This window comes from Spiroplasma endosymbiont of Poecilobothrus nobilitatus, from assembly GCF_964030655.1.
Lineage (GTDB): Bacteria > Bacillota_I > Bacilli_A > Mycoplasmatales > Mycoplasmataceae > Spiroplasma.
In genome coordinates this window covers 248,068-273,371 of record NZ_OZ034915.1, presented here as the reverse complement: position 1 = coordinate 273,371, position 25,304 = coordinate 248,068, and the positions used below count along the sequence as shown (strand labels likewise).

Genomic DNA, 25,304 nt, shown 5'->3' with positions numbered 1-25,304 from the left:
TCATAAGATTTTAATAAGACGTTTTTAAATTATTCATTATCAGTTAAAGAATTATTAAAATTATTAATTTCAATTTGTTTTAATTGTAGGGTTTGTTGTTCTAATTGTGAAATTAATTTAGTGTTTTTTGTTTGTAATTCGTTGATTTGCTGATTACTATTTTCTAAATTACTTGCATTAAATTCAGTAATTTCTTCAGAATTCTCTAAAATAACTTATGCAGTTTTGATATTAAAACTATCATTCTCATTTTTAATCGGTTCATTGTTTTCATCAATTAGAACATACTTTACATTTTTTATCATTTCTTCACTTCCTTATTTTTTGATATTTGTTCTTTTTCTAATTGCTTTTTTTATAATTTCAAAGCTATCTACCCGAAAAGATAAAAAATAACGTTTAGTTTTTAAATTTAGTTGATTAAATACCGAGCCTTTAATTTTTATTTCATCATCTTTTCTTAATTTCAAAAACTCAGATGCAATTGGCGAATTATATATTGATAATGTTGAATAATTTAATACCTCTCACTGACATTTAGCAGAACATGCATCAACTTCAACCCCACCAGCAACAAGCGCTTTAATCTTAGTTTTAATCGGGTTTTCGTTTAATCTAACAGTTAATTCTAATTTATTAACTCTTTTATTTTTTGTTTTACTGCTAACTGTTTTTTCAATAAATTGCTTTTTGTTTGTACCATTTTTATAAACTCCTTTTGTTAAAAAATATTGTAAATGTTTTCATGCATCGTGTTCATGCTCTGTCATTTTAATATTTCCTTTATAGCTATAATTTTTCTTAGCAACTGGTGATTGTAAAACATATTTTAAATTAAATAGGTATTTGCATAAAACTTTTAAACCACTGATAAATTTAGGTTTAGATAGTGGGTTTGTTATTTTTAATCCCTTATGAAGTTGATAATCTTCAATTATTACAAGAACTTTATTTAAATAAGAACAAGTTTTCTTTTGAAAGTTGTTTAATATTAAATAGATATTATTTATTGCTTCTTCTTCGTTTTTAGAATGAAAAGTAATATTATTAATTATTTTCTGTTGCAAAACATTATAAATAATAATACCAGTTTGCCCACCTCCAGCAGGGTCAATTGCAATAATATATTTTAATTTATTTGGTTTATTTTTTGTCAATTTGTAATATTTTTCATCCATCGGAAGCCAAATATAAAATATCGTTAATTTTGTAATGCTGCATATAAGAAGCAATTACATCTCATTTATTTTTAAATAAATTTAAGTACATTTTTGCTAATTCTAAACATTGCAAATCATAATGATTTTTATGATGAGAAATACGACAATTAACAAGGTTACAATTAATTCAATCAAATGAAGTTGTTATTTCATTTCAAGTTTTATTAATATACAAACTTTTATATTCTGTCATTATAATAATCCTTTCATTAATTAGTTTTGCCTAATGCTCAATATTCATCAGTTATTTCATCTACTGAAACTGGATAAGCTCATATCATTAATTATTGTAATTTACTTTCAATTTTTTTATTTCATTTTTTCATCAAATATTTTCCTTTTTGTAAAAAAATATTTTTTTATTGGTTAATATTTTGATATTTAGTAAATAATGTATTTTGTATTTTATTATTTATTTACTTCGCCGCCCGCTTCACTTTGGGAGTGAGCGGAGGCGGTAGGATATTTAAACAGAGTTTATCCCCCTACGGAAATAAACAAAAAAAGTTTACCCAGTTATTAATTGCGTTTCATCCACCCCTAGACAACTTTATATAAAGAAAATAACCTTTTGGAGCTCCAACCCTCTTGTTTTTTTAGTGTCCGATATTGTTTTTTTCGGTTTAACAGCACTCTTTTTATGAAAACAAGCCAAAAAACACGTGTTCTGACATTTCGCAAGTGATTAATCTTGCCGAGAATTAAAGAAATAAATAGGAATAAATCCATTTGCTTTCACACTTTCTTTAAGGCTTCGTGCCATAGATGAGTTATCCATCTTTAAGTATCAAAATATTAAGTTTTAAGCGTTGTATTATTCAACGGATAATACCTTTATTGAAAGGAAATTTATAAAAATATCATTTATTTTGTGTAGGGAAAACAGAATAACATCTGTTTTTATGATAAAAGTTCTAAATTTAAAGATACTATCCGATGAATAATGCAAATAAATTTATTTTTTTAATAGAAAAATAAAAAAACAATCTCACAATAATTGTTTTTTTGACGGTTCATCGCACAGGGCGCCTCTCCTCTGTTATCATTGCAATGAGCAAATAATAACTTCATCTTCGCAATTAGACTCAAATCATTTTCTTTATCATAGCATAAGTTTAATGTTTTTTGACTAATTTTTAACTCTACATCGGAACTTAAAATTTCTGATTCATAAGTATCAATGACTAAACTTTTTCCTTTCAACTCACCATTTAACCTTATTATTTGATCTTGGTCTAAAATAATTGAAGCGTTAATTGTGGAAAAAGTTGAATTTGCCACCGGAGCAATTTCTTTTAATTGCCATAGAGTTGAAATATTAGCCGCAATAATGGAACCATTAATTGCTCGCATATAACCTGTTGAACCAGTTTTAGTTGCAAAAACAAGGCCACTTCCCCGGAAATGCTCCAATAAATCATTATTAACATAAATGTCAGTACAAATTGTTTTAACATGGTCAACAACTTTTGCTTCATTTAGTGCATAGCAAATAAGATTACCATTATATTTAATTTCTAATAATGGCATTTGGCGAATATGAACTTTATTATTAATAATTGCTTTAATTGCTTTAGGATAAGTATTTTCATCATAGTTGGCATAAAATCCTAATGAACCAGATTTAATTACAATAAAAAAAACTTTATCAATGATATCTTGAAATTTATTAACCGCTCTTAATAAAGTTCCATCTCCGCCAATGATAAAAACATACTGTGGGTTACTAAGATCTTCTTTTAAATGATTTTCTTGTAAAAGTTTGCTAATTTTATTAACTAACTGTGTTGATTCTTGATAATCATTTGCAATAATTGCATATTTAACCATTGTTCTCACAACCTTTTCTTTCATTTACTTATATTATACCTTTATTTTAAATTGAAAACTTAATTAAATAAATAATAGTTAGCAAAGCTAACTATTATTCTTATTGCGAATTGTTAATAATTCAATATCAGTAAATTTTAATAAATTATTTTGATTAATATGATAATGAATTTTATTATCTGGTCAAAAAATATATTTAAAAGTAAAAGTAATGTAAGTTAATCTTTCTTTAGCATGAAATTTATTACATACGCCGCGAGGAACAGATTCTAATTTTTTTGTTTTTTTATCATATAAAAAACTTTGTGGTAGATAAAATAATAAAATATGGGTTAATGAAACAATTACAATCCCTAAGAAAAACATTGGTAATCAAGCAAATGGCCACATATATTTTGCACCAATAAAGTTTGTATTTCAACCACCAACATTAAAACCGCCATTGTTTCATGGTTCACCGCTACTTGGTCCCACAAATAATTGGTTTGTTTTAAAAATTCAGTCTCAAATTACTGCAATAATAGAAAATAATGTTAATCATAATAACTGTCATTTAAATAATAAACCACTATAAGGCTTTCCAACTAAACCATATTTATAAACATATAAATAAGCAAAAATAATTAATGTATGAAGAATAAAGTAATTATAGTAAAAGAAATTATCTAAACTTCAATAACCATTAACTGGCGTTATAATTGCTAAAATTGGTAAAACAATTGCTGAAGGAGCAACAACTTCAAAAAATTTTCGACTAGGAAAAATTAAGATAAAGCCCGATAATAGCTGGTGTAAACTACATAAGTGTAATGGCATAACTTCACTTAAACCACGAATTTGCGAATGTCCCACCGGTCCTCAAATTCACTCTGTTTTTAAAACAATTGCTAAATAAGTTACTCAAATCGCATATGTTAAGAAATAAGTTATAATTTGATAAATCCCGATTGAAATCCGAAACCATTTTCAATTAACAGTTTTTGCATAATACTTTCTACAAACAAATAATGAGCCAATAATTAAAACAAAAATACTAATGCCGACTAATTGAAAGACATAATTATGACCTTTAAAAAATCACTGGTCAGTTCAAACAGCGCCTGGCAGATATGAACCCGCTGGGTCAAAAAAACCTCATAGTCCATTGTTAGAACGAACAAATTTCATTACTTTTCTCCTTTGATTAAATAATTAATATTTTTTCTATCTATTTTATAACAAAATTAACAATTTTATTTTTAATAATAATTTCTTTAATAATCTCATGCTTATCTAAAAAGGTTTGAACATTGCTATTAGCTTTAGCAAAAGCTGATAATTCTTCTTCTGATGTATCAAGTGGCACTTCTAATTTAGCACGTAATTTACCATTAACTTGAACTGCAATTATAACCTCATTTTTTTGTAAATATTTTTCATCATATGTTGGTCATGTTGACAATGCAACCGATGATTGTTGATTTAATTTTGCTCAAATTTCTTCTGCTAAATGTGGGGCAAACAAACTAAACATTTTAGTAAACCCTTCAAAATATGGTTGATAAATTGGACCTTTTATTTTATAACAAGCATTAATAAAGACCATTAGTTGTGAAATTGCTGTATTAAAACTTAATTTTTCTAACATTTCTGTGCCTTTTTTAACCATTCTATGATAAACAAAATCTAACTCATGATTATTATCTTGCGAAAAATTATTATTTTTAATAAGACGATAAACTCGATCTAATCATTTTCGTGCTGAATCTAACCCATTTGGATTTAAAGGCAATGATGCTTCAATTGGTCCCATAAACATTTCATATAAACGTAATGTATCAGCCCCATGTGATTTAATAATATCATCAGGATTAATCACATTTCCTTTTGATTTACTCATTTTTGAACCATCTGTCCCTAAAATCATTCCTTGATTAACTAATTTATAAAATGGTTCAGAAGTTGGAACTAATTTTTGGTCATATAAAAATTTATGTCAAAAACGTGAATATAATAAATGCAAAACAGCATGTTCTTGCCCACCAACATATAAATCAACTGGTAATCATTTTTTTAACAAAGCTTGTGCTTTGGAACTACGTAAATCTAACAGCTGATTATCTTCCATTAAAATATAAGCTAAATAATATCAACAACTACCTGCTCATTGTGGCATCGTATTAGTTTCTCGGCGGCCTTTTTTTCCGGTACTATCAATAACAGTTAATCATTCTGTTGCATTAGCTAATGGTGATTCTCCCGTTTGTGATGGTTTAATATTTGTCATTTTTGGTAATTCTAACGGTAATTCTATTTCATCAATTAAACTAATTGAACCGTCTTCTCAATGAATAATTGGGAAAGGTTCTCCTCAATATCGTTGACGAGAAAATAACCAATCACGAAGCTTATAAGTAGTTTTAACTTTTGCTTTTCCAGCTGCTGTTAAAACATCAATTGCTTTTTTTGTCACTTCTTCTGTCATTAAACCATTCAAAAAATCAGAATTAATATGTTTACCATATTTATTATGTAATTTATTATGATGTTTTCCTTCAACAACATAACTAATTGGTAAATGATATTTTAAAGCAAATAAATAATCCCGTTCATCATGACCTGGAATAGCCATCACGGCTCCAGTTGCATAAAATGGTAACACATAATCAGCAATTCAAATTGGAATAAACTTTTCATTAATTGGATTAATAGCATAACTACCAATAAACATTCCATTTTTTTCTTTACTAATATCTTGACGATCTAAGTCCGTTTTTGCTTTTGTTGCTGCTAAAAATTTTGTAACAGCAGCTTCATATTCAGGTGTTGTTAATTTTGAAACTAATGGATGCTCAGGTGCTAAAACAAGATACTCAACACCAAAAATTGTATCAGCACGGGTTATAAAAACATTAATAATTTCTGGATTATTTTGGACCGCAAACTTAATTTCAGCACCAACTGTTTTTCCAATTCAATTTCGTTGTAACTCTTTAACTGATTCTGGTCAATCAACTTCATCTAATCCTGCTAATAATTTTTCTGCATAGGCAGTAATTTTTAAAACTCATTGTCGCATTGGTTTCTTAAAAACTGGAAAATGTCCACGTTCAGAAACCATTTTTCCATTAATATTCAAGACTTCTTCATTAGCTAAGACTGTACCTAATTCAGGACATCAATTAACATCAACATCACACATCTCAGCTAATCCATTTTGATATAATAATTCAAAAATTAATTGTGTTGTTTTAAAAAACTCTGGCGAAGAAGTATTAACTTCTTTTTCATAGTCATAACTAAAACCAAGTGCTTTTAATTGGTTACGAAAATTAGCAATGTTTTGCAAAGTAAATTGCGCTGGATCATTCCCTGTTTGTAAGGCGTATTGTTCAGCTGGTAAACCAAATGCATCTCAACCAATTGGATGCAAAACATCATAACCTTGCAATTTTCGCATACGACTAATTACATCAGTTGCAACATATCCTTTTGGATGTCCAACATGTAAACCTGCTCCTGATGGATATGGAAACATATCTAAAATATAAGCTTTTTGCTCTGAATTATTTGTTGTTTTAAAAGTTTGATGTTCTTCTCAATATTGTTGTCATTTTTGTTCAATTTCTTTATGCGAAAATTCCATATTTATTACCCTTTCTAAATTTTTATATTTTTAATTATAACATTGTTCCGAAATTTGTTAGTAATTTAAGCACTTTTAATTACATTTTTATTAGCGTATAATAAATTTATAAATAAATTACAGAATGGGGGAAAATCATGAGCGTGCAAGAAGCAGCAAAGTTTCGAAAAGCAATTAAAATCTATGATAAAACAAAAGCAGTTAGTGAAAGTAATTTAAAAACAATTTTAACAACTGGAGCCTTAGCACCTAGTTCTAATGGCTTAGAACCAGTAAAAGTTATTATTATCAAAGAACAGAAATTAAAAGAACAAGCAGCATTAAACTGTTTTATGCCTGGCAATCAGCAAAAAATAAAAGATGCCCCAATTTTAGCATTACTATTAGGAACAAATGGTGATTATTTAACATCTGAAGAATTTTTAACCAATCGCTTAGAACGAATTTTTAGTGGTGAAACATTAAAAACAAATGTGCGAGGAATGAGTAATTACTTAAAAAGTTATCCAAGTCCAGATATGTTTTCTGATGAACAAGTACATATTGTCGCTAGTTTTATGGCATTACAAGCTGCTGAATTAAAAATTGGATCAAGTATTATGGGCGGAATTATGCCACTGCAGGCAACCTCATTCTTTACAGAACATAATATTGTGGACCCAACAAAATGACATTTATCATTAGGAATGCTATTTGGATATTATGATGATAATGTTAAAAGAACAAGTTTCCCTCGCTTACGAATTGCTGAGGATGAATTTGTTAGCATTTTTTAAACTTACTCAATAAAAATTTTACTAAAAAATTTAATTAACTAATGAAAACATCTCTTAAAAATTTTTGAATTATTAGTTTAATTACTAATATCATTTTTTTATTAATCCAAGTTAGCATCATGATTCCACTAATATTATGTCAAAAACAATTACAATTAAGTAATAGTGACTTATCCCAAATTTTCTTTGGTATTCTAATTATTATTATTTTAGTAATGTTTATTACTAACTGAATTCTAGTTAAAAATCCACTCCGAAAACTAAATGCAACAAAAGAATTAGCGCCCTGACAAGCAGACCTTGGTTTTCATATTATTACAAAATATTCACATTTGAAAACTGAATATAATGGTTATGTCTGATATTTAAAGAAAAAAGGTTTTATTCTGCTTGCTACGCTTGGAATTAACTTTGGTTTTGCTTTAATTTATGCTGTTGTGTTTTCTATTTTAGGATGTAAATTTTACTATGAAGTGTAGCAGTTTATTTGATATCATTATAACATCAATAAAATAAATGTTCAATATAATTTATTTTTAAAAAATTTAGTAGTTTTGTCTTAAATTTATGAATTTTGGTAGTCGGAAAAAAGCTTAGGTTTTATAAAAATTATAAATAAAGTAATTAAATATAAATTAAAGTAATCGTTTATTAGAGCGATTACTTTAATTTATATTTAATTACTTTATTTATAATTTTTATAAAACCTAAGCTTTTTTCCGACTACCAATTTACTTATTAAAGGTTTATTTTCTAAATTAGATACTAATAAAGTTAAAACTCGTAATATTAGTAAATTCATTTTCTATTAACCTTGTGAGTTTGGTTTAGATTCTGGCTTTGGTGCTGGAATTACATAATCAACTGGCACTCTAAATGTTTTATTTAAATTATTGTGGATGGTTTAAGATAAATTGGACAACAATAATGTAGAGTAAATATTTATAATTAAAATACAATGGAGGTGTAATTATGGCAAAGAATCATTATAATGATGAATTTAAGCAACAAATTGTTGGTCTTTACAAAATGGGTCAAACTCCTGAACAATTAGTCAATGATTATCAAATTGGTAAATCTACTGTTTGGAAATGAGATCACCAATTTAGCAACTCGGGCTCATTTAAAGCTAAAGACAATAGAACGCCAGAAGAAAACGAATTAATTCAATTACGTAAAAAAGTTAAATAATTAGAAATGGAAAATGACATTTTAAAGCAAGCCGCACTGATAATCGGCAAAAAATAGCAATCATTAAAAATAACAAAGCAAAATATCGATAGTAAGAAAAAAGTTAAGGTTTGTAAGTATAACAAACAAAATTAAATTTACTTATTAATTAAGTAATGCAAAAAAAATGCTTAATATTAGGTTTTTAGTAAATTTATTTAATTTGTTTAGTTGTTTTTATTTATATTTTTTTGTAAAATCTCAGCTTTTGTAATGCTATCGATTTTATTATGTGAAGCATAAGAATTATTAATAATAATTGGAGGGTAATCATCGATTACCTTATAATTTAAAAAATATTGATAATTTCCTTTTACCATAATTGGTGTTGTCAAATAATATGGTTGCAAACTTTGAATATAAAAGTTTTCTGCTTTAAAAATATCGTAAAGTCGCATTGTTTCACTCATTAGAGCACGATCAGAAACTGAACCAATAATAACGGAATTTAAAAGACGTGTTTGTAAGTCATAAATTCGTTTCTGATTTGTACTAAAATCCTTATAAGCATTAGTAAAAATTAATGTATCTGTTACTAATCAAGGATTATCTGGTGAACTTACGAATGAAATTAAGTTGGCTGGATTTTGTAAATAACTAAGCAATTCATGATAATCAGCATTACTAAAAAAATAAACACTATCAGGAACAATATTAGTACTAAAGTTTAATATTACTTCACCTTTTTCCTTTAACTGTTCCATAAAATATGAATTTGAACTATTTGAAGCAAGTCATTTTCCTGGCTGGTTACTTTCTGAATCCAATACAATTTGATAAGTATCTTTGCCATTTGGTTTTAACTGAAAATAAGGACTTTCTACTTTATTATTGTCTAACTCTCCATCTCCTCGTTAATATAATTAATATTGTTTAAACCATATGATAAATTTTGATGGTTTGAAACAATTTCTAAATTATGATTAAATTGAAATGAAATATTAGTATCATACAAGTCATTACTAATCAATACTAATTGAGCCACACTTAAACTGATTTACATAATCATTCCCCCAAACAAGGTAATAATAATTCCTAACATTAAAAATAGTCCCAAAACTTGTAAACTATTTCTAGTAAAACTTAATCAAAAATTCTTAAACAAATGTCTTATCATCATTACTTTTCATCTCTATATATTTAAATTGGTTTAATCATATTACATTGTTATTTATTTTCGAAATGATATTTTGATTTTGTTGCTAATTTTTGTAGCGCATCACGAGCAGCTAATTGCTCAGCTTCTTTATGAGTATAACCGCATCCTTCGCCATAACGAATTCCCCCAATTTCTGCAACCACAGTATATAAAACTCGATTTCCTTCTAATGGTGGCGATTCTTTAATTAATTTATATTCTAATGTTCGCGCATCACCAGCTTGTAAAAATTCTTGTAATTCAGTTTTGTAATCTCGAATTTGATCAAAAAAACCAGGATTAGAAACCATTTGAATAAGGGTATCATTAATAAAATTACGAACAACCTCTTCACCCAAATCAAGATATAATGCAGCAATCATTGACTCATAAATATCAGCTAAAATACGATTTTTTTCATATCCTTTTGTTTTAATTTCTCCTTTTCCTAATAATAAGAAAGGTGCTCAATTCATTCGACGAACTAATTCTGCTAATGTTCCTTCACGAACAATTTTACTACGTAAATTAGTAATTTCACCTTCATTTTTATCAGGAAAACTTAAAAATAAGTATAAGGAAATTTCTTTTGTTAAAATTGCATCACCCAAAAATTCCATTCGTTGATAAGTATAACTTAAATTATGTTCATTTGCATAAGAATTATGGGTTAAGGCTTCTAAATAATATTGTGGCTCTTTAATAAAAACATGATACTGTTTAAAAAAAGATTTTAATTCAAAAAAAAGTTGTTCTGGCTGTTTGTTTATAAACTGCATCGTATAATTAATCCCCCTTTAACAATTTTACTGTCATTTTTTGTACAAAATCATTGACAACTGCGGTACGAGTTAATTCTAAAGTACTAATTCATGATTTTTCATCACTACTACCATGAGTTTTAACAGCAATTGCTTTTAATCCTAAGACTAATGCCGCTGCATTATTTCGATAATCAAAGGTTTCACGAACTCCCCGAAAAGATTTTCGTAACGAAAAAGCTTTTAATTTTCGATAAAAATTCTTTGTTAATTCGCGTTTAATAACACCCATTAAATTTTTAGCCATTCCTTCCAATGTTTTTAGAGCAATATTACCAGTAAAACCATCTGTTACAATAATATCAACAACATCACTAGTAATATCACGCGATTCAATATTTCCTTTAAAAAAAATTTTTTTATTATTTGTTAATAATTTATAAGCTTCTTTATGATATTCTTTTCCTTTTGATGCTTCTTCACCAATATTTAAGATTGCCACGCTTGGTTTTGGATTGTGCATAATTTCTTGCGCATAAACACTAGCCATAATTGCAAAATTAACAAGATCTTGGGCATCATTTTCTAAATTAGCACCAACATCTAGCATTAAAACAGACTTTCTCTTGTTAACTGTTGGAATAAAAGGCATAAAAGCTGGCCGTGAAACTCCCGAAATTTCCCCCACAATAAAATGACACGCTGCTAAAAAAGCTGCAGTTGAACCACCGGATACCAAAGCATTTACTTTTTGATCACGCAATAATTCAGTTCCACGAACCATTGAACTATTTGGCTTACGACGAATTTCAATCATACCTTCTGTCATTGCAATTACTTCTGTTGTAGCAAAAATTTCATATTTTGTATTATCTAATTTTGCTGCTGCTGTGGCAGCCTTCAGTTCCTTCTCGGCTCCAATTAAAATAAAAGTAACATCGTCATATTTCTTCATAAAAACTTTCAAAGCGTCGATAATTGGTTTAATGCCTAAATCAGTTCCCATCATATCAATTGCAATTTTACTCATAATTAAATCTCCTAACTCTTTATTTAATTATAACAAATATTTTAGTTATTTATTTAAGAACCAAAATTAAAAAATTAAGTTACTTTTTAGGTAATATTTCAATTAATTGTAACTTAATTTTCCCTTTCCCATCAATTTCTATTACTTTAACTTTAACAATATCGTTTAATTGAACAATATCTTCTGCTTTTTCAACATGCTGTTTAGCTAATTTAGAAATATGAATTAAACCATCAAGATTTTCTTTTAAATTAACAAAAACACCAAATTTTTCAATTTTAACAACTGATCCAATTATTTCTTTACCAACAATAACTGGCATTGCAATTGCTTTAATTAACTGATATGCTTTTTCAATCGCTGTGATTTCTTTATGGTAAATTGTCACTTGGCCATCATCCTCAATATCAATTTTAACATCATCTGATTTTTCAATAATAGCTGTAATTATTTTACCACCCGGACCAATAACTTGCCGAATCTTATCAACAGGAATCATAAATGTTTTAATTTTTGGTGCTGTTGGTGCTAAATGTGCTCGTGGTTCAGAAATAGTTGCTAAAACATTATCTAAAATTGTTAACCGCGCTTTTTTTGCCGCCATTAAAGCTTCTTGGAGAATTGCCTTGTTAATTCCTGCAATTTTAATATCCATTTGTAAGGCACAAATTCCATTCGCAGTTCCGGCTACTTTAAAGTCCATATCACCAAGATGATCTTCCATCCCTTGAATATCAGTCAAAATAGTATAGTTATTTTTTTCTTTAATTAAACCCATTGCAACCCCAACTACTGGAGCTGTAATTGGCACTCCAGCCGCCATTAAAGCTAATGTAGCAGCACAAATTGATGCTTGTGAAGTACTGCCATTTGATTCTAAAACTTCGGAAACAATTCGAATTGTATATGGAAACACTTTTTCACTAGGAATAATTTGTAATAATGCTTTTTCTCCTAATGCGCCATGACCAATTTCTCGCCGTGAAGGATGACCAATCTGCCCAGTTTCACCAACTGAAAATGGCGGAAAGTTATAATGATGCATAAAACGTTTACCTTCTTCATCGGTAATTCCATCAATAATTTGATTTTCACCTAGTGCACCTAATGTTACAACTGATAAAACTTGTGTTTCGCCCCTAGTAAACAAAGCACTACCATGAACAACTGGTAATATATCAATTTTACTACTTAATGGGCGAATTTGATCTAATTTTCGTCCATCTAAGCGTGTTTTATCAATTAAAATTTGGCGGCGCACTTCTTGGCGAATAATATTATGTAAGGCTGTTTTTAATTCTACAGTCAATTGTTTCTGTTCTTTTTCTGAAAGTGGAACTAGTATAGGATAATTATTAATTGCTTGTTCAACTAAATGTTCAATTGTTTCATAACGTTTTGTTTTTTTTTTAATTCGAGCAGCTGTAATTAACTCTTTTGCATAATTGTTATTAACATAAGTAATAATTTCAGGACGAATTTGAAACAACTCAACTTCCATTTTCGGAACCCCAACTTTTGCAATAATTTCATGCTGAAAAGCAATTAATTGTTGAATAACATCATGACCCGCTAAAATTGCTTGCAACACTAAACTTTCAGAAACTTCTTTTGCCCCCGCTTCAACCATATTAATTGCCTCCGCTGTTCCGGCAAGAATTAATTCCATTTTGCCATTATTAATTTGTTCTAATGTTGGATTAATAATAATATTATTTTTTTGATCAACAGTTACCAATGCTCCCGCTACTGAACCAGCAAATGGAATTTTAGAAGTGCCAAGTGCTAATGATGCCGCAAATAAACTAACCACCCGCACATCATGATCATTATCAACAGCAAGAACATTAATAACAATTTGAACTTCATTACGAAAATTTTCTGAAAATAATGGCCGTAAAGTACGGTCAATTACTCGCGCTGATAAAGTACCATATTCAGATGGTTTCCCTTCTCGTTTTAAAAATCCACCCGGAATTTTCCCGACTGAATATAATTTTTCTTGAAAAACAACTGTTAAAGGAAAAAAATCACCTTCACTAAGTTTGTTATTAACTGTTGCTGTTACTAAAACAACAGTTTCACCATAACGCACTAAAATTGAACCACTTGCTTGTTTTGCTAATTGGCCATGCTCAACAATTAGTTCCTGATTATTTATTTTTTTTTTAAATACTTGTTTTGCCATCAAAACTCTTAATTCCTCTCTGTGATACTTAATCTTCTTAATTTTATCACACATTATTTTATATTTACGATATGATATAAATATACAAAAAAAATAAGGAGTACACAATGAACCAAAAAGCAGTCTATATAGATAATGAAATCTTTGAAGCACAAAAAGAACGGGCTTTATTATTAGATGACCGCACTGAGATTGAATTTAAAGCGTTACGACAAATTCCAAATTCAATCAATGTTTATATTTTTGATTTGTTCCAAGATACATCGCGTTACTTATCAGACAAAAACCAATTAATTATTACATTATGCAATGGTGGTAATCGCAGTAGCTAAGCAGCATTAGAACTACGGCAATTAGGATATCATAATGCTTATGTTTTAAAAACTGGGATTTATGGTTATTACCGTTGAAAAGAACAAGAAACAAAAAAATAAAAAGTTTTAATCATGATTAATATCATAATTAAAACTTTTTTTAATAATTATAAATCTTCATAGAAATCATCAGTAATTTTAAACGAACTATTATTTCTTAACTTTTGTAAAATTGTTTTTTCTTCTGGCGATAATTTTGTTGGAATTGTTACAATCACATTAACAATTAAATCTCCTCGTTTTGTCGATGTTGGTGACTTGAAAAACCCATGATTTGGAATATTAAAAATACTATTTGTTTTTGTATTTGGTGGTAATTTCAAATGAACATCCCCATCAAAAGTTGGAACTTTAATTTCAGCTCCTAGTAAAGCATCTAAATAAGATACTGGTAAATTTAAATGAAGGTTATCATTAACACACTTAAAATATTTATTTGGTTTTACTGAAATTTCTAAATAAATGTCCCCCCGCGGACCATTATTTAGACCGCAGTTTCCTTTTTCGCGAATTCGTAACTGTTGATTTTCATAAATTGATTTCGGTAACTCAATTTCTACTGTTTCTTTCCCACGATAATTCCCTTGACCTTTACATTTTGAACATTTATTAGTAATTACTTTTCCTCGCCCTTTACAATCAGGACAAGGTTGTTGTGATTGAATCACACCAAAAATACTACGCTGTTTAAGGCTAACATAACCATAACCATCACAAGTTGTACAAGTATGAATGTCTTTTTTAGGGTCTTTTGCCCCAGTTCCATCACACATTTCACATTTTTTATCAATATTTAAATCTAGGTTTATTTTCTTCCCAAACATTTGTTCTTTTAACGTTAATGTAACACGTGCAGCAATATTTTCTCCTCTAATTGGTTGATTACTAAAACCACTGCGTTTTTTACCACCACCAAAAAAGTTTTCAAAAATATCACTAAAGCCGCCAAAACCACCAGAGAAAATATCTTCAAAATCTCCAGCACTACTAAAACCATGACTAAAGCCACCAAAACCACCAAAAGAGTTGTGGTCAGTTCCAACATGACCAAACTGATCATAATTGCGACGTTTATTTGGATCAGATAAAACTTCATAAGCTTCATTAATTTCCTTAAACTTTGCTTCGGCATCTTTCTCTTTTGAAACATCAGGATGATATTTTTTTGCTAATTGTCGAAAAGCACGTTTAATTTCATCATCAGTAGCATTACGATTAACGCCCAATACTTCATAATAGTCTTGTTTTCCCATTACCATCTTCCTACTTTCTCTTTTAAAGAAAAGATAACTAAAAGAATTTTAGTCATCATTATTGTCTTATTTATCTTTTTTGTCATCATCATTCGTAACTTCTGGTTCAGATTGATCACCTTGTTGGTCATTCATAAATTTTGAAGCTTCAGCCATTGTTTGTTCTAATGCTGCCATTTTTGCTTCTAAACCAGCATAATCTTCTTTTTCTAACAATTCTTTAATTTCTTTGGCCATTTCTTCAGAAGCTTTTAACTGTTCAGGATTCATTTTATCCTTTTTTCCTTCTAAAGCTTGTGTAATTATTGAAAGATATGACTCTGCCTTATTACGCAATTCAATGTTTTTTAATTTTTGCTCATCTTTATCTTTATTTTGTTCTGCTTCATTAATCATTCGTTGAATTTCTTCTTCTGTTAAACCACCACCATTAGTAATGGTAACTGATTGTTCTTTACTTGTTTTTAAATCTTTTGCAGTAACCGATACAATTCCGTTTGCATCAATTGAAAACTTAACTTCAATTTGGGGAATTCCTTTTGGTGCTGGCTCAATCCCAGACAATTGGAATCGTCCTAATGATTTATTATCTGCTGCCATTTTACGTTCCCCTTGTAAAACATGAATATCAACAGCTGGTTGATTATCATCAGCGGTTGAAAACACTTGTGATTTTGATGTTGGAATTGTGGTATTACGAGGAATTAAAACAGTTGAAACTCCTCCTAATGTTTCAATTCCTAATGATAATGGTGTAACATCTAATAATAAGACATCTTTTACATCACCAGCTAAAACTCCCCCTTGAATTGCTGCACCAATTGCAACAACTTCATCAGGATTAATTGTGCGGTTTGGTTCTTTTCCTAATTCACGTTTAATAACTTCTTGTACCGCTGGAATTCTAGTACTTCCTCCAACTAGTAAAACTTGGTCTAAATCACTAGGTTTTAATTTTGCATCAGCTAATGCTTTACGAACTGGTTCAATTGTTCGTTGAACAAGGCTTTTTGTCATTTCATCAAATTTTGCTCTTGTTAATGTTAGGTTTAAATGTAATGGATTTCCATCGCGCGCAGTAATAAATGGTGCTGCAATTTCAGTTTGTAATTGTGAAGAAAGATTTTTTTTCGCTTTTTCTGCTTCTTCTTTCAATCGTTGCATTGCCATTTTATCTGTTTTTAAATCAATATTATTATCTTTTTTAAATTCATCAACCATTCATTGAATAATAACTTCATCAAAGTCATCTCCTCCTAAATGATTATCCCCAGCAGTTGCTAAAACCTCAAATGTTCCATCTGCTAAATCTAAAATTGAAACATCAAAAGTTCCTCCCCCTAAGTCAAATACTAAAACTTTTTGTTCTTTATCAACTTTATCAATTCCATAAGCTAATGCTGCCGCAGTTGGTTCATTAATAATTCTTTCAACTTCTAATCCAGCAATTTTTCCAGCATCTTTTGTTGCTTGTCGTTGTGCGTCATTAAAATAAGCTGGGACAGTAATAACTGCTTTTGAAATTTTTTGTCCTAATTTTTTCTCAGCATAGTTTTTTAAATAACGTAAAATTTCAGCAGAAATTTGTTCAGGACTATAATCTTTATTATTAACATGAACTTTCTCTGATGTCCCCATTTTACGTTTAATAGAACTAATTGTATTTGGGTTTGTTACTGCTTGTCGTTTTGCCGCATCTCCCACAATAATTTCTTCATTTTTAAATGAAACAACTGATGGTGTTGTTCGTTGCCCTTCGGGATTTTCTAAAACTTTAAAATCTTTTCCTTCCATCACAGCAACACATGAATTTGTTGTTCCTAAATCAATACCAATAATTTTTGCCATATTATCATACCTTTCTCTCTTAAATTAGTTATTTTGCAACTTGCACTGATGCATGACGTAAGACACGATCATGAATCATATATCCTTTTTGTAAAATTTTAACAATACATCCTGATGAAACATCAGTTGTTTTAATAATTTCAATTGCCGAATGGAAATTAGAATTAAAGTGTTCTCCTACTTTTGTCTCCATTGCGGTAATACCTTCTTCTTCAAAAACCGTTTTAAACATACGATAAATCATTTCAAACCCTGTTAAAAAGTTTTTCACTTCTGGCGTTACATTAGTAACTTGCAAAGCACGTTCAAAGCTATCTAATGTTGGCAATAATTTTTCTGCCATCCCTGCTGCACGATAACGTTTAATATCAGCAACTTCTTCATGAATTCTTTTCTTTAAATTTTCGCCATCAGCTAAAGCTAATAATTTTTCTTCTCGCAAGCGTAAATTGTCTTTTAACAATAAATCAATTTCATGTTCTAAATCTTCAATAATTGCCAAATTATTTATTTCAGCTGTCGGTGCTGTTGCTGTTTTTCGTGATTCTGACGGTGAATCAGCAGGTTGATTATTTGATAATTCTTTCCGTAATTGTTGAATTTTTTCTTTTAATTGGTTTGGCGAAGATTTATCATTTTTTTCATTACTCATTAATCTCACCCTCTCTATATTCTTTTTGATATGCTTCTTTAATCCGATAAGCTAATCATTCAAGAACTTCATAAAGCTTATCATATTCTAACCGCTTTGGTCCTACTAAAACAATTCCTCCTTTTTGCATATCATCAACCTTATAAGTTGTTGTCAGCAAAGCCATATCATCATTGTTAAAACCTGTTTCATTTCCAATTTGAATTGAAACAATATTTTCGTTTGTGTTATTCTGTTGTTTTTTAAAATAATCAAACGGTGAAATTGTTTCAATTAAGCGAATAACTTGTTTAATTCGTTCTGGGTTATTATATTCCGGATTTTGGAGCATATATTGAATCCCGTGAGTTGAATAACTTGGTTTAACAATACTTGTTAAAGCGTTAACAAATTGTTTTAAAATATATTCATAATGTTTTACTTGTTGTTCTAAGATTGGACGAATTACCTCAAATTTTGTTGGAATATCAGTTATTTTAGTATTTTCTAACCGTGTATTAAATAATTCAACAGAAATTTTTAAATCGTTCATTGAACTATTTTTATCAATTGTAAACATTTTATTCTCAACATGCCCATTTGTTAAAACAAAGACAACAACTGCTTGTGTTTCAGAAATTGGCAATAATTCAATTTTTTTTAATAATTCTTCTTGAAAGTTTGGACCAACAACAACCGTTGTTAAATTTGTCATTTCACTTAAAATTTGGCCTGTTTGATCAAGAATATCATTAATTGACATATTTCGATTAACAAATAAGGCTTCAATCCGGTTTTTAATATCATCAATATTTTTCTCAACCATCAAGTTATCAACATAATAACGATAACCTTTTGTTGATGGAATTCTTCCCGACGAAGCATGTTCTTTTTCTAAAAAACCTTCTTTTTCTAAAATTGCACATTCATTACGAATTGTTGCAGAAGAAGAATCTATTAAGGGCGAAGCCATAATAGCTTTACTTCCAACAGGCTGTGCTGTTTTTGTGTATTCTTCTACAATTACTTTTAAAATGTTTTCTTGTCGTTGAGTTAAAACCAGCAGCACCTCCGTTCTATAATTCTTATAAATATTTGGCAATTAACACTAAATATTGCTAACACTTAATATTATAAATTTATCATTTAAATAATGCAAGTGCTAATTTAATTTTGTGCTATTCTTAATAACCATTTCGTTCTTAACTACATCAATTGTATAAGATTTGCCCTCTTGAACTTCTTCTGAAATAATAGCATGAGCAATTAACAATTCAAGATTTCGTTGAATATATCGCTTAATTGGACGTGCTCCAAATTCACGATCATATCCTTCGTTTAAAATTTTTTCTAATACTTTTTCAGAATAACTAATACGAATGTTTTTACTATTTTCAATTCGTTGTGTTAATTCAGCTAATTCTTTTTCAATAATTTCTTTAATAACATCTTTTGATAAAGCATTAAAGGTTACAACATTATCAATTCGATTTAAAAACTCTGGTTTAAATTTTCTAGCTAATTCTTTTTGAATTAATAAACCAACACCATCATTATTTTCATTTAATAAATATTCTGACCCAATATTAGAAGTCATAATAATAATTGTATTTTTAAAATCAACAGTTTTACCTAATGAATCAGTTAAACGACCATCTTCTAAAATTTGCAACAAAATATTTAAAATATCAGGATGTGCTTTTTCAATTTCATCAAATAAAACAATTGAATATGGACTTCGACGAACAGCCTCCGTTAATTGCCCACCCTGTTCATGACCAACATAACCTGGCGGCGCCCCAATTAATTTACTTACTGAATGCTTTTCCATATATTCAGACATATCTAATCGTACCATTTGTTTTTCTGAATTGAAAAGAACATATGCTAAACTACGTGCAACTTCTGTTTTTCCAACTCCTGTTGGTCCTAAAAATAAGAAACTACCAATTGGTTTATTTGGGTCTTTAATTCCACTTCGACTACGAATAATTGCATCAGCAACTACTTGAATTGCTTCGTTTTGCCCACGAACACGACGCCGTAAAATCTTACTTAAATTTAATAATTTTGCCTTTTCTGTTTCTACTAAACGGTCAACTGGAATACCAGTTCATTTTCCAACAATTGCTGCAATATCACGCTCAGTTACATCTTCTTTCAAAAGGTGTGAACCTGAAGCTTGTTTTTCTTGTTCATGTAATTGTTTTTCTAGTTTTGGTAATAAAGCATATTGAATTTCACCAGCACGATTAAAATCACCACTTAATTGCGCTTGATCTAACTCTTTTTTCAATTTTTCAACTTGTGATTTTAGGTTTTTTAATTTAGTAATACTTTCTTTTTCCGAATTTCATTGAATATCTAATTTTTGTTGTTTTGCTTTTAATGGTTTTAATTCATTTTCAATATCAACTAACCGTTCATTAGATGCCTTATCAGTTTCTTTTTGCAAAGCTGCTTTTTCAATTTCTAACTGAACAATTCGCCGATTTAAATTATCTAATTCGGTTGGAACTGATGCAATTTCTGTTTTAATTGTTGCTGAAGCTTCATCGATTAAGTCAATTGCTTTATCTGGCAAAAACCGGTCAGTAATATATCGAGATGATAAGTTAACTGATGCAACTAAAGCATTATCATGAATTTTAACCCCATGAAAGGTTTCAAATCGTTCTTTTAAACCACGTAAAATTGAAATACTTTCATCAATGGTTGATTCACTAACAACTACTTTTTGGAAGCGGCGCTCTAACGCAGCATCTTTTTCAATATATAAACGATGTTCATCTAAAGTTGTTGCACCAATACAATGTAAATCGCCACGAGCTAACATTGGTTTTAACAAATTACTAGCATCCATACTACCCTGTGTTTTACCAGCTCCCACAATTAAATGCAACTCATCAATAAATAAAATAATATCGCCATTTGATTCTTTAACTTTATTTAAGACCGCTTTTAAACGTTCTTCAAATTCACCTTGAAATTTGGCGCCAGCAATTAATGCTCCCATATCTAATTCATATATTGTTTTATTTTTTAAATTACTAGGAATATCACCTTTAACAATTCGCTGCGCTAGTCCTTCAACAATCGCTGTTTTCCCAACTCCAGGCTCGCCAATTAAGACCGGATTATTTTTTGTTCTTCGTGATAAAATTCGAATTACTCGATTAATTTCATCTTCGCGCCCAATAATTGGGTCTAATTTTCCAACAAGGGCTTCTTTATTAAGATTTTTGGCAAATTTTTCAAGAACTTTTTGGTCTTTACCTGGTTCATATTGTTGTGTTAAATCCATGCTTTTGCCTCCTTTAATTTTTAGCACTCTATATGCTTGTTTGCTAATTTTACAATTATATATTATCACACTGATTAGCAAAGTCAATTAAATGCTGCTAAATTTTTAAAAATAATATAAATATAAAAATATTATATATAATAATAGATACAGGGATTAAAAACATAATTATTTTTTTAGAAAGGAGTCCCATGAAATTACAACACCTAAATAAAAAACGTTTAATTCTAATTGATTTAGATGGTACAACATTGATGAATGATGGCAAAACAATCCATCCAAAAACACAAGATGTGATCAAAGAAGCTGTTAAAGCTGGCCATAAAATATGTATTACAACTGGTCGCCCTCATCGAGCAAGTATTCGCTTTTATCGTGAATTAGGGTTAGACACCTTATTAACAAACTTTGATGGTGGTCATATTCATGACCCATTGAAACGAGAGTTTAAACGTTTAGTTTTTCCAATTTCTTATGATGTTATTATTAGTATTATCAACCATCCTGATGTAAAAAATATTGTTGCAAATGTCTTAATTGAACATTATGATAAAGCAATTTGCTGAAAAAAAGATGAGGCAATTGAAAATTACTTTCATCTTGATGATGTTGCTGATGATGAATATTTTATTGCCAATCCTTATACTGCTTGAAAAGGCCCAGCTAGTAATATGGCCTTATATTTAAACAATGCTAATGAAAAAGATCAAATTTTACGAATTTTTGAAAATTTTAAAAACTCTGTCCAAGTTAACATCGGACATTATAGCAGCGGTCAGGCGCAAATAATGATTAACATTACAAATAAACTTGTTTCAAAAAGATTTGCAGCTAATATTTTAGCACAATATTATAACGTTGATATTCGTGATGTTATTGCCTTTGGTGATGAAATGAATGATTTAGAACTATTGCAAAATGTTGGTTATGGAATCGCAATGAAAAATGGAAATGATAATTTAAAAACTAATGCTCGGGGAATTACACACTTAACTAATAATGAAGGCGGTGTTGGTGATTATTTACAAAAGCTATTAAAAGGAGAAAATGTTTAAAAACATTTCTTTTTTTATCTTTAAGACAATTAAAAAATATTTTCATTTTTTTAATGCTAAAATACAATTACTAAATCAGAAAAATAATTTAGGCTGTTATATTAATTAAATTAAAATTGAAAGTATTGAATATTATAAGAATAATAAATTATAAGAATAATAAATATTTCCATAATAAAATTTTATAATAACACCTATATAATTTTTGTTTCTATGGAAATAATTTGTTATTTTTACTTTTTTAAAAATAATTTTAATTAATATAGCAAAAGAAGGGAACAAATTAGATGGCATTACAAAAGTTGAGATTTTACAAAAAAATATAAATAAAAACAACTAAACAAATTAAATAAATTTACTAAAAACCTAATATTAAGCATTTTTTTTGCATTACTTAATTAATAATTAAATTTAATTTTGTTTGTTATACTTACAAACCTCAACTTTTTTCTTACTATCAAAATACATGATAAATTTTGTTTAATCTTTAATAAAGCCAATAAAATTGCTTTAATTGGTTGATTAAAATCAACTGTTACAGCTAAATCCTGTGATAAAAACAATTTTTCCATATACATTTCTGGAATTTGTAACATTGTATTATTTTTAGCAACAGCAATACATGAAATTGAACCCGGCTCATTTTTGCTAGCCGGCATTGTCTCTTCAATTGGGTCAACTGCAATATCAATCGTAATTGCTTGTTGATGAGAAAAAGTTTGCCCTTTATATAACATTGGTGCTGCATCAAGTTCACCTTCACCAATTGCAATTTTTGCTTTAACATCATTACTTGTTAATAATTTATTAATAATATCAACTGCTTTTTGGTCTAACATATTTTTATCATTTTTACCAACCAATTCATATTAAGCAATCACAGCTAACTGGACCGCACGTAAAAATAAAAGACTATTTGTTTCCATTGTTCATTCCTTTGCTTGCTACTAATATTTAATCATATAATTTCCAAAATAAAAATGTAAAATACCTTACATTTTTATTTTTTATTAACCTTATTTTGTATTTTGTTTCGGAATCTTACCAAATAATTCATGAAAGGCCCGCTTTCATCCAACCTTACTAGCGTGAACTAAAAATTCATTGCTGGAAATAATAAAAGTACAAAAGACAATTGGAATAACACAAACTCAATAATATCATGTTGGTTCTGAAATTTTATTTGGAACATTTACTGCAATAAAAATATATTGAAAAATTGGGGTTCAAAAAAACATTAATAATTGGGTTGAAGTTGTATAGGTTGGTCCAGACATTGCTAAACATGCATAATATAGCATTCGAGAACTACCCATAATAATTCCTCCAGTAAGAACAATTAATGCATAATCATAATATTGAAAATTAGCAAAAATTTTATAACCATCTAAGAAACTTTGATGGGAAAAAACTGCAGCAATTGGTGTTCCTAATAATAACATTAATATCGCTGAAGAACTTGTTTTAATTGATACTGTTTCATGATTTGTAAATTTAATTTTTGAAGAACTCATTAAATGGGACATTCCTAATGCTTCCATTGCATAAAAGCCAGCGGTCACTAACGCTAAACACATCCCTCCAATCGATAATCAAGCTAATCCTTCTTCAATTGCAAAATGAATTGACATTCCTAAAATTAAACATGTAGAAATTGCTAAAGCAGTTAAGGCATATTTACTTTGACGAGTACGAAAGAAAATAGCACTTCCAATTGCCGCTAAAATAACATTTAAATTTAACAATAATCCTGGAACAGTTCCATCTGTGCCACCTTGATTATTAATTGTTAATAAAACTGATAATTGAAAAAATACCATTGCAACGGGGCCACCTAAAAAACCATATAATACAATTAGTCAAGTTTCTTTGTGGCGAAGTAATTTTAAAAAATTAATAAAATTTTTTGGCTTATAAAAAATAAACATCACAAAAGTTGCCATTATTTCTTGAACTGTCACATAAAAAGTGGCATTAATTGGCGCTGCTAAATTACCATATGGTCCTTGTTTTGGAATAATATATAGCATTAATGGGACAATAGAATACCCAACTGCAGAAATTAATCCATACATAATTCCCAGAATAATGCGGCGTTTTGCGCGAATAGTATCTAATTCATTTTTTACAATTTTTTCTTTTTGTAGTAATTGTTGATCTGCGGTAACCTGATCTGCCATATTTATACTTTTCTATTCCATTCTTTTTTACTATAATATTGTTTTTCTTTAAAAACTATTAGTTATATCTTACACTAAACATAAAAAAAGTTTAACTTTTTTAACTTTTTTTATATAAATTTAATAAGTAACATTAATATAATCAAATTATTATTGTAATCAATTTTCCCCAAATAAAAATGCATCTCTTTTAAAAAGTTCGTAAAGTTTTTTAAGGATACTAACTTTTTTAGATGCACATTTTAATAATTATTTTAAATTATTTTTTTTTAATTTTGTAGAAAACTCTTGATGAAATAAAAAAAATCATCAATATGATAACTTTAAAAGAAAATTATATAAAATTTTAATATTGTTATTTAACTTTTTTATACGTTAAAATATAATACCGATGATTGTTGGTTTGGTGTTAAACCTTTATGCTGGTATTTTCATTTTCAGAGATTTAAATAATTTTGAATGTTCGTGAAACCTAAGCCATGATAATGAATTAAGGATTCTTTAAGATTTGATTGTAATTTACTAATTTTATTTAACTTCCGATAACTAGCATCAGGATTTGTACTAGTTTTAGTTGCTAATAAAATAGAATTTGTTTGTTTTGCTACTAATAAATATAATGGTTGTATGTCAGAAATAATAATTGAATTTTCTTTGATTAATTGTTTATTAATATTTTCAATAATTCACTGTTTTTGTAATCATTTTGTGTTGGTTGATTTAACATAAATATTATTATTGCTATCAACAGCCATTTGAATACAACATTTAGTGTTGGTTGAAAATGAATTGAATCAAGATGAATTTTTCTTTTATCAAATTTATCTTTAAAATTACCTTTGTGGATTTCTTTAATAAATG

The 25,304-nt window shown here is 28.5% G+C and carries 23 protein-coding genes; 5 read left to right on the top strand and 18 right to left on the bottom strand.

All coding sequences use genetic code 4. From position 1 onward, the window contains the following. Positions 1–317 precede the first annotated feature (317 nt). From AAHM76_RS01545 to leuS, 5 genes are all read right to left on the bottom strand, one after another. Entirely contained in the window at positions 318–1,157 is an 840-nt protein-coding gene (locus AAHM76_RS01545) for a hypothetical protein (RefSeq protein ID WP_342256376.1), read from the bottom strand. Then, positions 1,144–1,413, bottom strand: coding sequence for a hypothetical protein (locus AAHM76_RS01540; RefSeq protein ID WP_342256375.1), 270 nt, complete (start codon positions 1,411–1,413; stop codon positions 1,144–1,146). Before AAHM76_RS01540 ends, AAHM76_RS01545 begins: the two co-directional genes overlap by 14 nt. A 770-nt stretch (positions 1,414–2,183) precedes the next feature. Beyond that, positions 2,184–3,074 (bottom strand): NAD(+)/NADH kinase, encoded by an 891-nt coding sequence (locus AAHM76_RS01535; protein ID WP_342256374.1) that lies wholly within the window; start codon positions 3,072–3,074, stop codon positions 2,184–2,186. A gap of 63 nt (positions 3,075–3,137) precedes the next feature. Then, positions 3,138–4,217 (bottom strand): hypothetical protein, encoded by a 1,080-nt coding sequence (locus tag AAHM76_RS01530; RefSeq protein ID WP_342256373.1) that lies wholly within the window; start codon positions 4,215–4,217, stop codon positions 3,138–3,140. 40 nt (positions 4,218–4,257) lie between these two features. Beyond that, on the bottom strand, positions 4,258–6,675 hold the full coding sequence (gene leuS, locus AAHM76_RS01525) for a leucine--tRNA ligase (RefSeq protein ID WP_342256372.1): 2,418 nt from the start codon (positions 6,673–6,675) through the stop codon (positions 4,258–4,260). 137 nt (positions 6,676–6,812) lie between these two features. Between leuS and AAHM76_RS01520 the strand changes: the two genes are divergently transcribed. The 3 genes from AAHM76_RS01520 to AAHM76_RS01510 all read left to right on the top strand — a co-directional run bounded on the left by AAHM76_RS01520 (position 6,813) and on the right by AAHM76_RS01510 (position 8,642). After that, a complete protein-coding gene (locus AAHM76_RS01520) occupies positions 6,813–7,451 on the top strand; it encodes a nitroreductase family protein (protein WP_342256371.1) in 639 nt (212 codons plus the stop codon). Between the two features lie 119 nt (positions 7,452–7,570). Next, on the top strand, positions 7,571–7,930 hold the full coding sequence (locus AAHM76_RS01515) for a hypothetical protein (protein WP_342256370.1): 360 nt from the start codon (positions 7,571–7,573) through the stop codon (positions 7,928–7,930). A 493-nt stretch (positions 7,931–8,423) separates the two neighbouring features. Further along, positions 8,424–8,642: a transposase gene (locus AAHM76_RS01510; protein ID WP_342256369.1), complete on the top strand. Its 219-nt coding sequence runs from the start codon at positions 8,424–8,426 to the stop codon at positions 8,640–8,642. A 206-nt stretch (positions 8,643–8,848) separates the two neighbouring features. Here the strand turns inward: AAHM76_RS01510 and AAHM76_RS01505 are convergent, their stop codons facing one another. The 5 genes from AAHM76_RS01505 to AAHM76_RS01485 form a co-directional block, all read right to left on the bottom strand. Further along, positions 8,849–9,448, bottom strand: coding sequence for a hypothetical protein (locus AAHM76_RS01505; RefSeq protein ID WP_342256368.1), 600 nt, complete (start codon positions 9,446–9,448; stop codon positions 8,849–8,851). Positions 9,449–9,516: 68 nt separating this feature from the next. Continuing rightward, positions 9,517–9,666, bottom strand: coding sequence for a hypothetical protein (locus AAHM76_RS01500; protein ID WP_342256367.1), 150 nt, complete (start codon positions 9,664–9,666; stop codon positions 9,517–9,519). A 182-nt stretch (positions 9,667–9,848) separates the two neighbouring features. Continuing rightward, entirely contained in the window at positions 9,849–10,598 is a 750-nt protein-coding gene (gene rnc / locus AAHM76_RS01495) for a ribonuclease III (protein WP_342256366.1), read from the bottom strand. A 7-nt stretch (positions 10,599–10,605) separates the two neighbouring features. Next, the gene (gene plsX, locus AAHM76_RS01490; protein ID WP_342256365.1) at positions 10,606–11,610 is read right to left on the bottom strand and encodes a phosphate acyltransferase PlsX; all 1,005 of its coding nucleotides are present in this window, start codon (positions 11,608–11,610) and stop codon (positions 10,606–10,608) included. A gap of 79 nt (positions 11,611–11,689) precedes the next feature. Then, a complete protein-coding gene (locus AAHM76_RS01485) occupies positions 11,690–13,798 on the bottom strand; it encodes a polyribonucleotide nucleotidyltransferase (protein WP_342256364.1) in 2,109 nt (702 codons plus the stop codon). A gap of 107 nt (positions 13,799–13,905) precedes the next feature. On the opposite strand from AAHM76_RS01485, the gene AAHM76_RS01480 reads away from it, so the two are divergent. Beyond that, positions 13,906–14,130 carry a rhodanese-like domain-containing protein gene (locus AAHM76_RS01480; RefSeq protein ID WP_342256363.1) on the top strand — a complete coding sequence of 75 codons (225 nt, stop codon included), beginning with the start codon at positions 13,906–13,908 and terminating at the stop codon, positions 14,128–14,130. A gap of 149 nt (positions 14,131–14,279) precedes the next feature. On the opposite strand, the gene dnaJ is transcribed toward AAHM76_RS01480, so the two are convergent. The 5 genes from dnaJ to AAHM76_RS01455 all read right to left on the bottom strand — a co-directional run bounded on the left by dnaJ (position 14,280) and on the right by AAHM76_RS01455 (position 21,208). Next, on the bottom strand, positions 14,280–15,425 hold the full coding sequence (gene dnaJ / locus AAHM76_RS01475; protein ID WP_342256362.1) for a molecular chaperone DnaJ: 1,146 nt from the start codon (positions 15,423–15,425) through the stop codon (positions 14,280–14,282). Between the two features lie 66 nt (positions 15,426–15,491). Next, the gene (gene dnaK / locus AAHM76_RS01470) at positions 15,492–17,273 is read right to left on the bottom strand and encodes a molecular chaperone DnaK (protein ID WP_342256361.1); all 1,782 of its coding nucleotides are present in this window, start codon (positions 17,271–17,273) and stop codon (positions 15,492–15,494) included. 28 nt (positions 17,274–17,301) lie between these two features. Continuing rightward, on the bottom strand, positions 17,302–17,925 hold the full coding sequence (locus AAHM76_RS01465; RefSeq protein WP_342256360.1) for a nucleotide exchange factor GrpE: 624 nt from the start codon (positions 17,923–17,925) through the stop codon (positions 17,302–17,304). Continuing rightward, positions 17,918–18,973, bottom strand: coding sequence for a heat-inducible transcriptional repressor HrcA (gene hrcA, locus AAHM76_RS01460; protein WP_342256359.1), 1,056 nt, complete (start codon positions 18,971–18,973; stop codon positions 17,918–17,920). The genes AAHM76_RS01465 and hrcA overlap by 8 nt, the downstream gene beginning before the upstream one ends. 93 nt (positions 18,974–19,066) lie before the next feature. Beyond that, positions 19,067–21,208 (bottom strand): ATP-dependent Clp protease ATP-binding subunit, encoded by a 2,142-nt coding sequence (locus AAHM76_RS01455; protein ID WP_342256358.1) that lies wholly within the window; start codon positions 21,206–21,208, stop codon positions 19,067–19,069. 191 nt (positions 21,209–21,399) lie between these two features. Between AAHM76_RS01455 and AAHM76_RS01450 the strand changes: the two genes are divergently transcribed. Further along, complete coding sequence (locus AAHM76_RS01450; protein ID WP_342256357.1) at positions 21,400–22,263, top strand: Cof-type HAD-IIB family hydrolase; 864 nt, start codon at positions 21,400–21,402, stop codon at positions 22,261–22,263. 398 nt (positions 22,264–22,661) lie between these two features. On the opposite strand, the gene AAHM76_RS01445 is transcribed toward AAHM76_RS01450, so the two are convergent. The 3 genes from AAHM76_RS01445 to AAHM76_RS01435 all read right to left on the bottom strand — a co-directional run bounded on the left by AAHM76_RS01445 (position 22,662) and on the right by AAHM76_RS01435 (position 25,198). Beyond that, the gene (locus tag AAHM76_RS01445; protein WP_342256356.1) at positions 22,662–23,126 is read right to left on the bottom strand and encodes a fructose-bisphosphatase class II; all 465 of its coding nucleotides are present in this window, start codon (positions 23,124–23,126) and stop codon (positions 22,662–22,664) included. 153 nt (positions 23,127–23,279) lie between these two features. Beyond that, on the bottom strand, positions 23,280–24,443 hold the full coding sequence (locus tag AAHM76_RS01440; protein WP_342256355.1) for a hypothetical protein: 1,164 nt from the start codon (positions 24,441–24,443) through the stop codon (positions 23,280–23,282). 368 nt (positions 24,444–24,811) lie between these two features. After that, positions 24,812–25,198, bottom strand: coding sequence for a hypothetical protein (locus AAHM76_RS01435; RefSeq protein ID WP_342256354.1), 387 nt, complete (start codon positions 25,196–25,198; stop codon positions 24,812–24,814). Positions 25,199–25,304 lie beyond the last annotated feature (106 nt).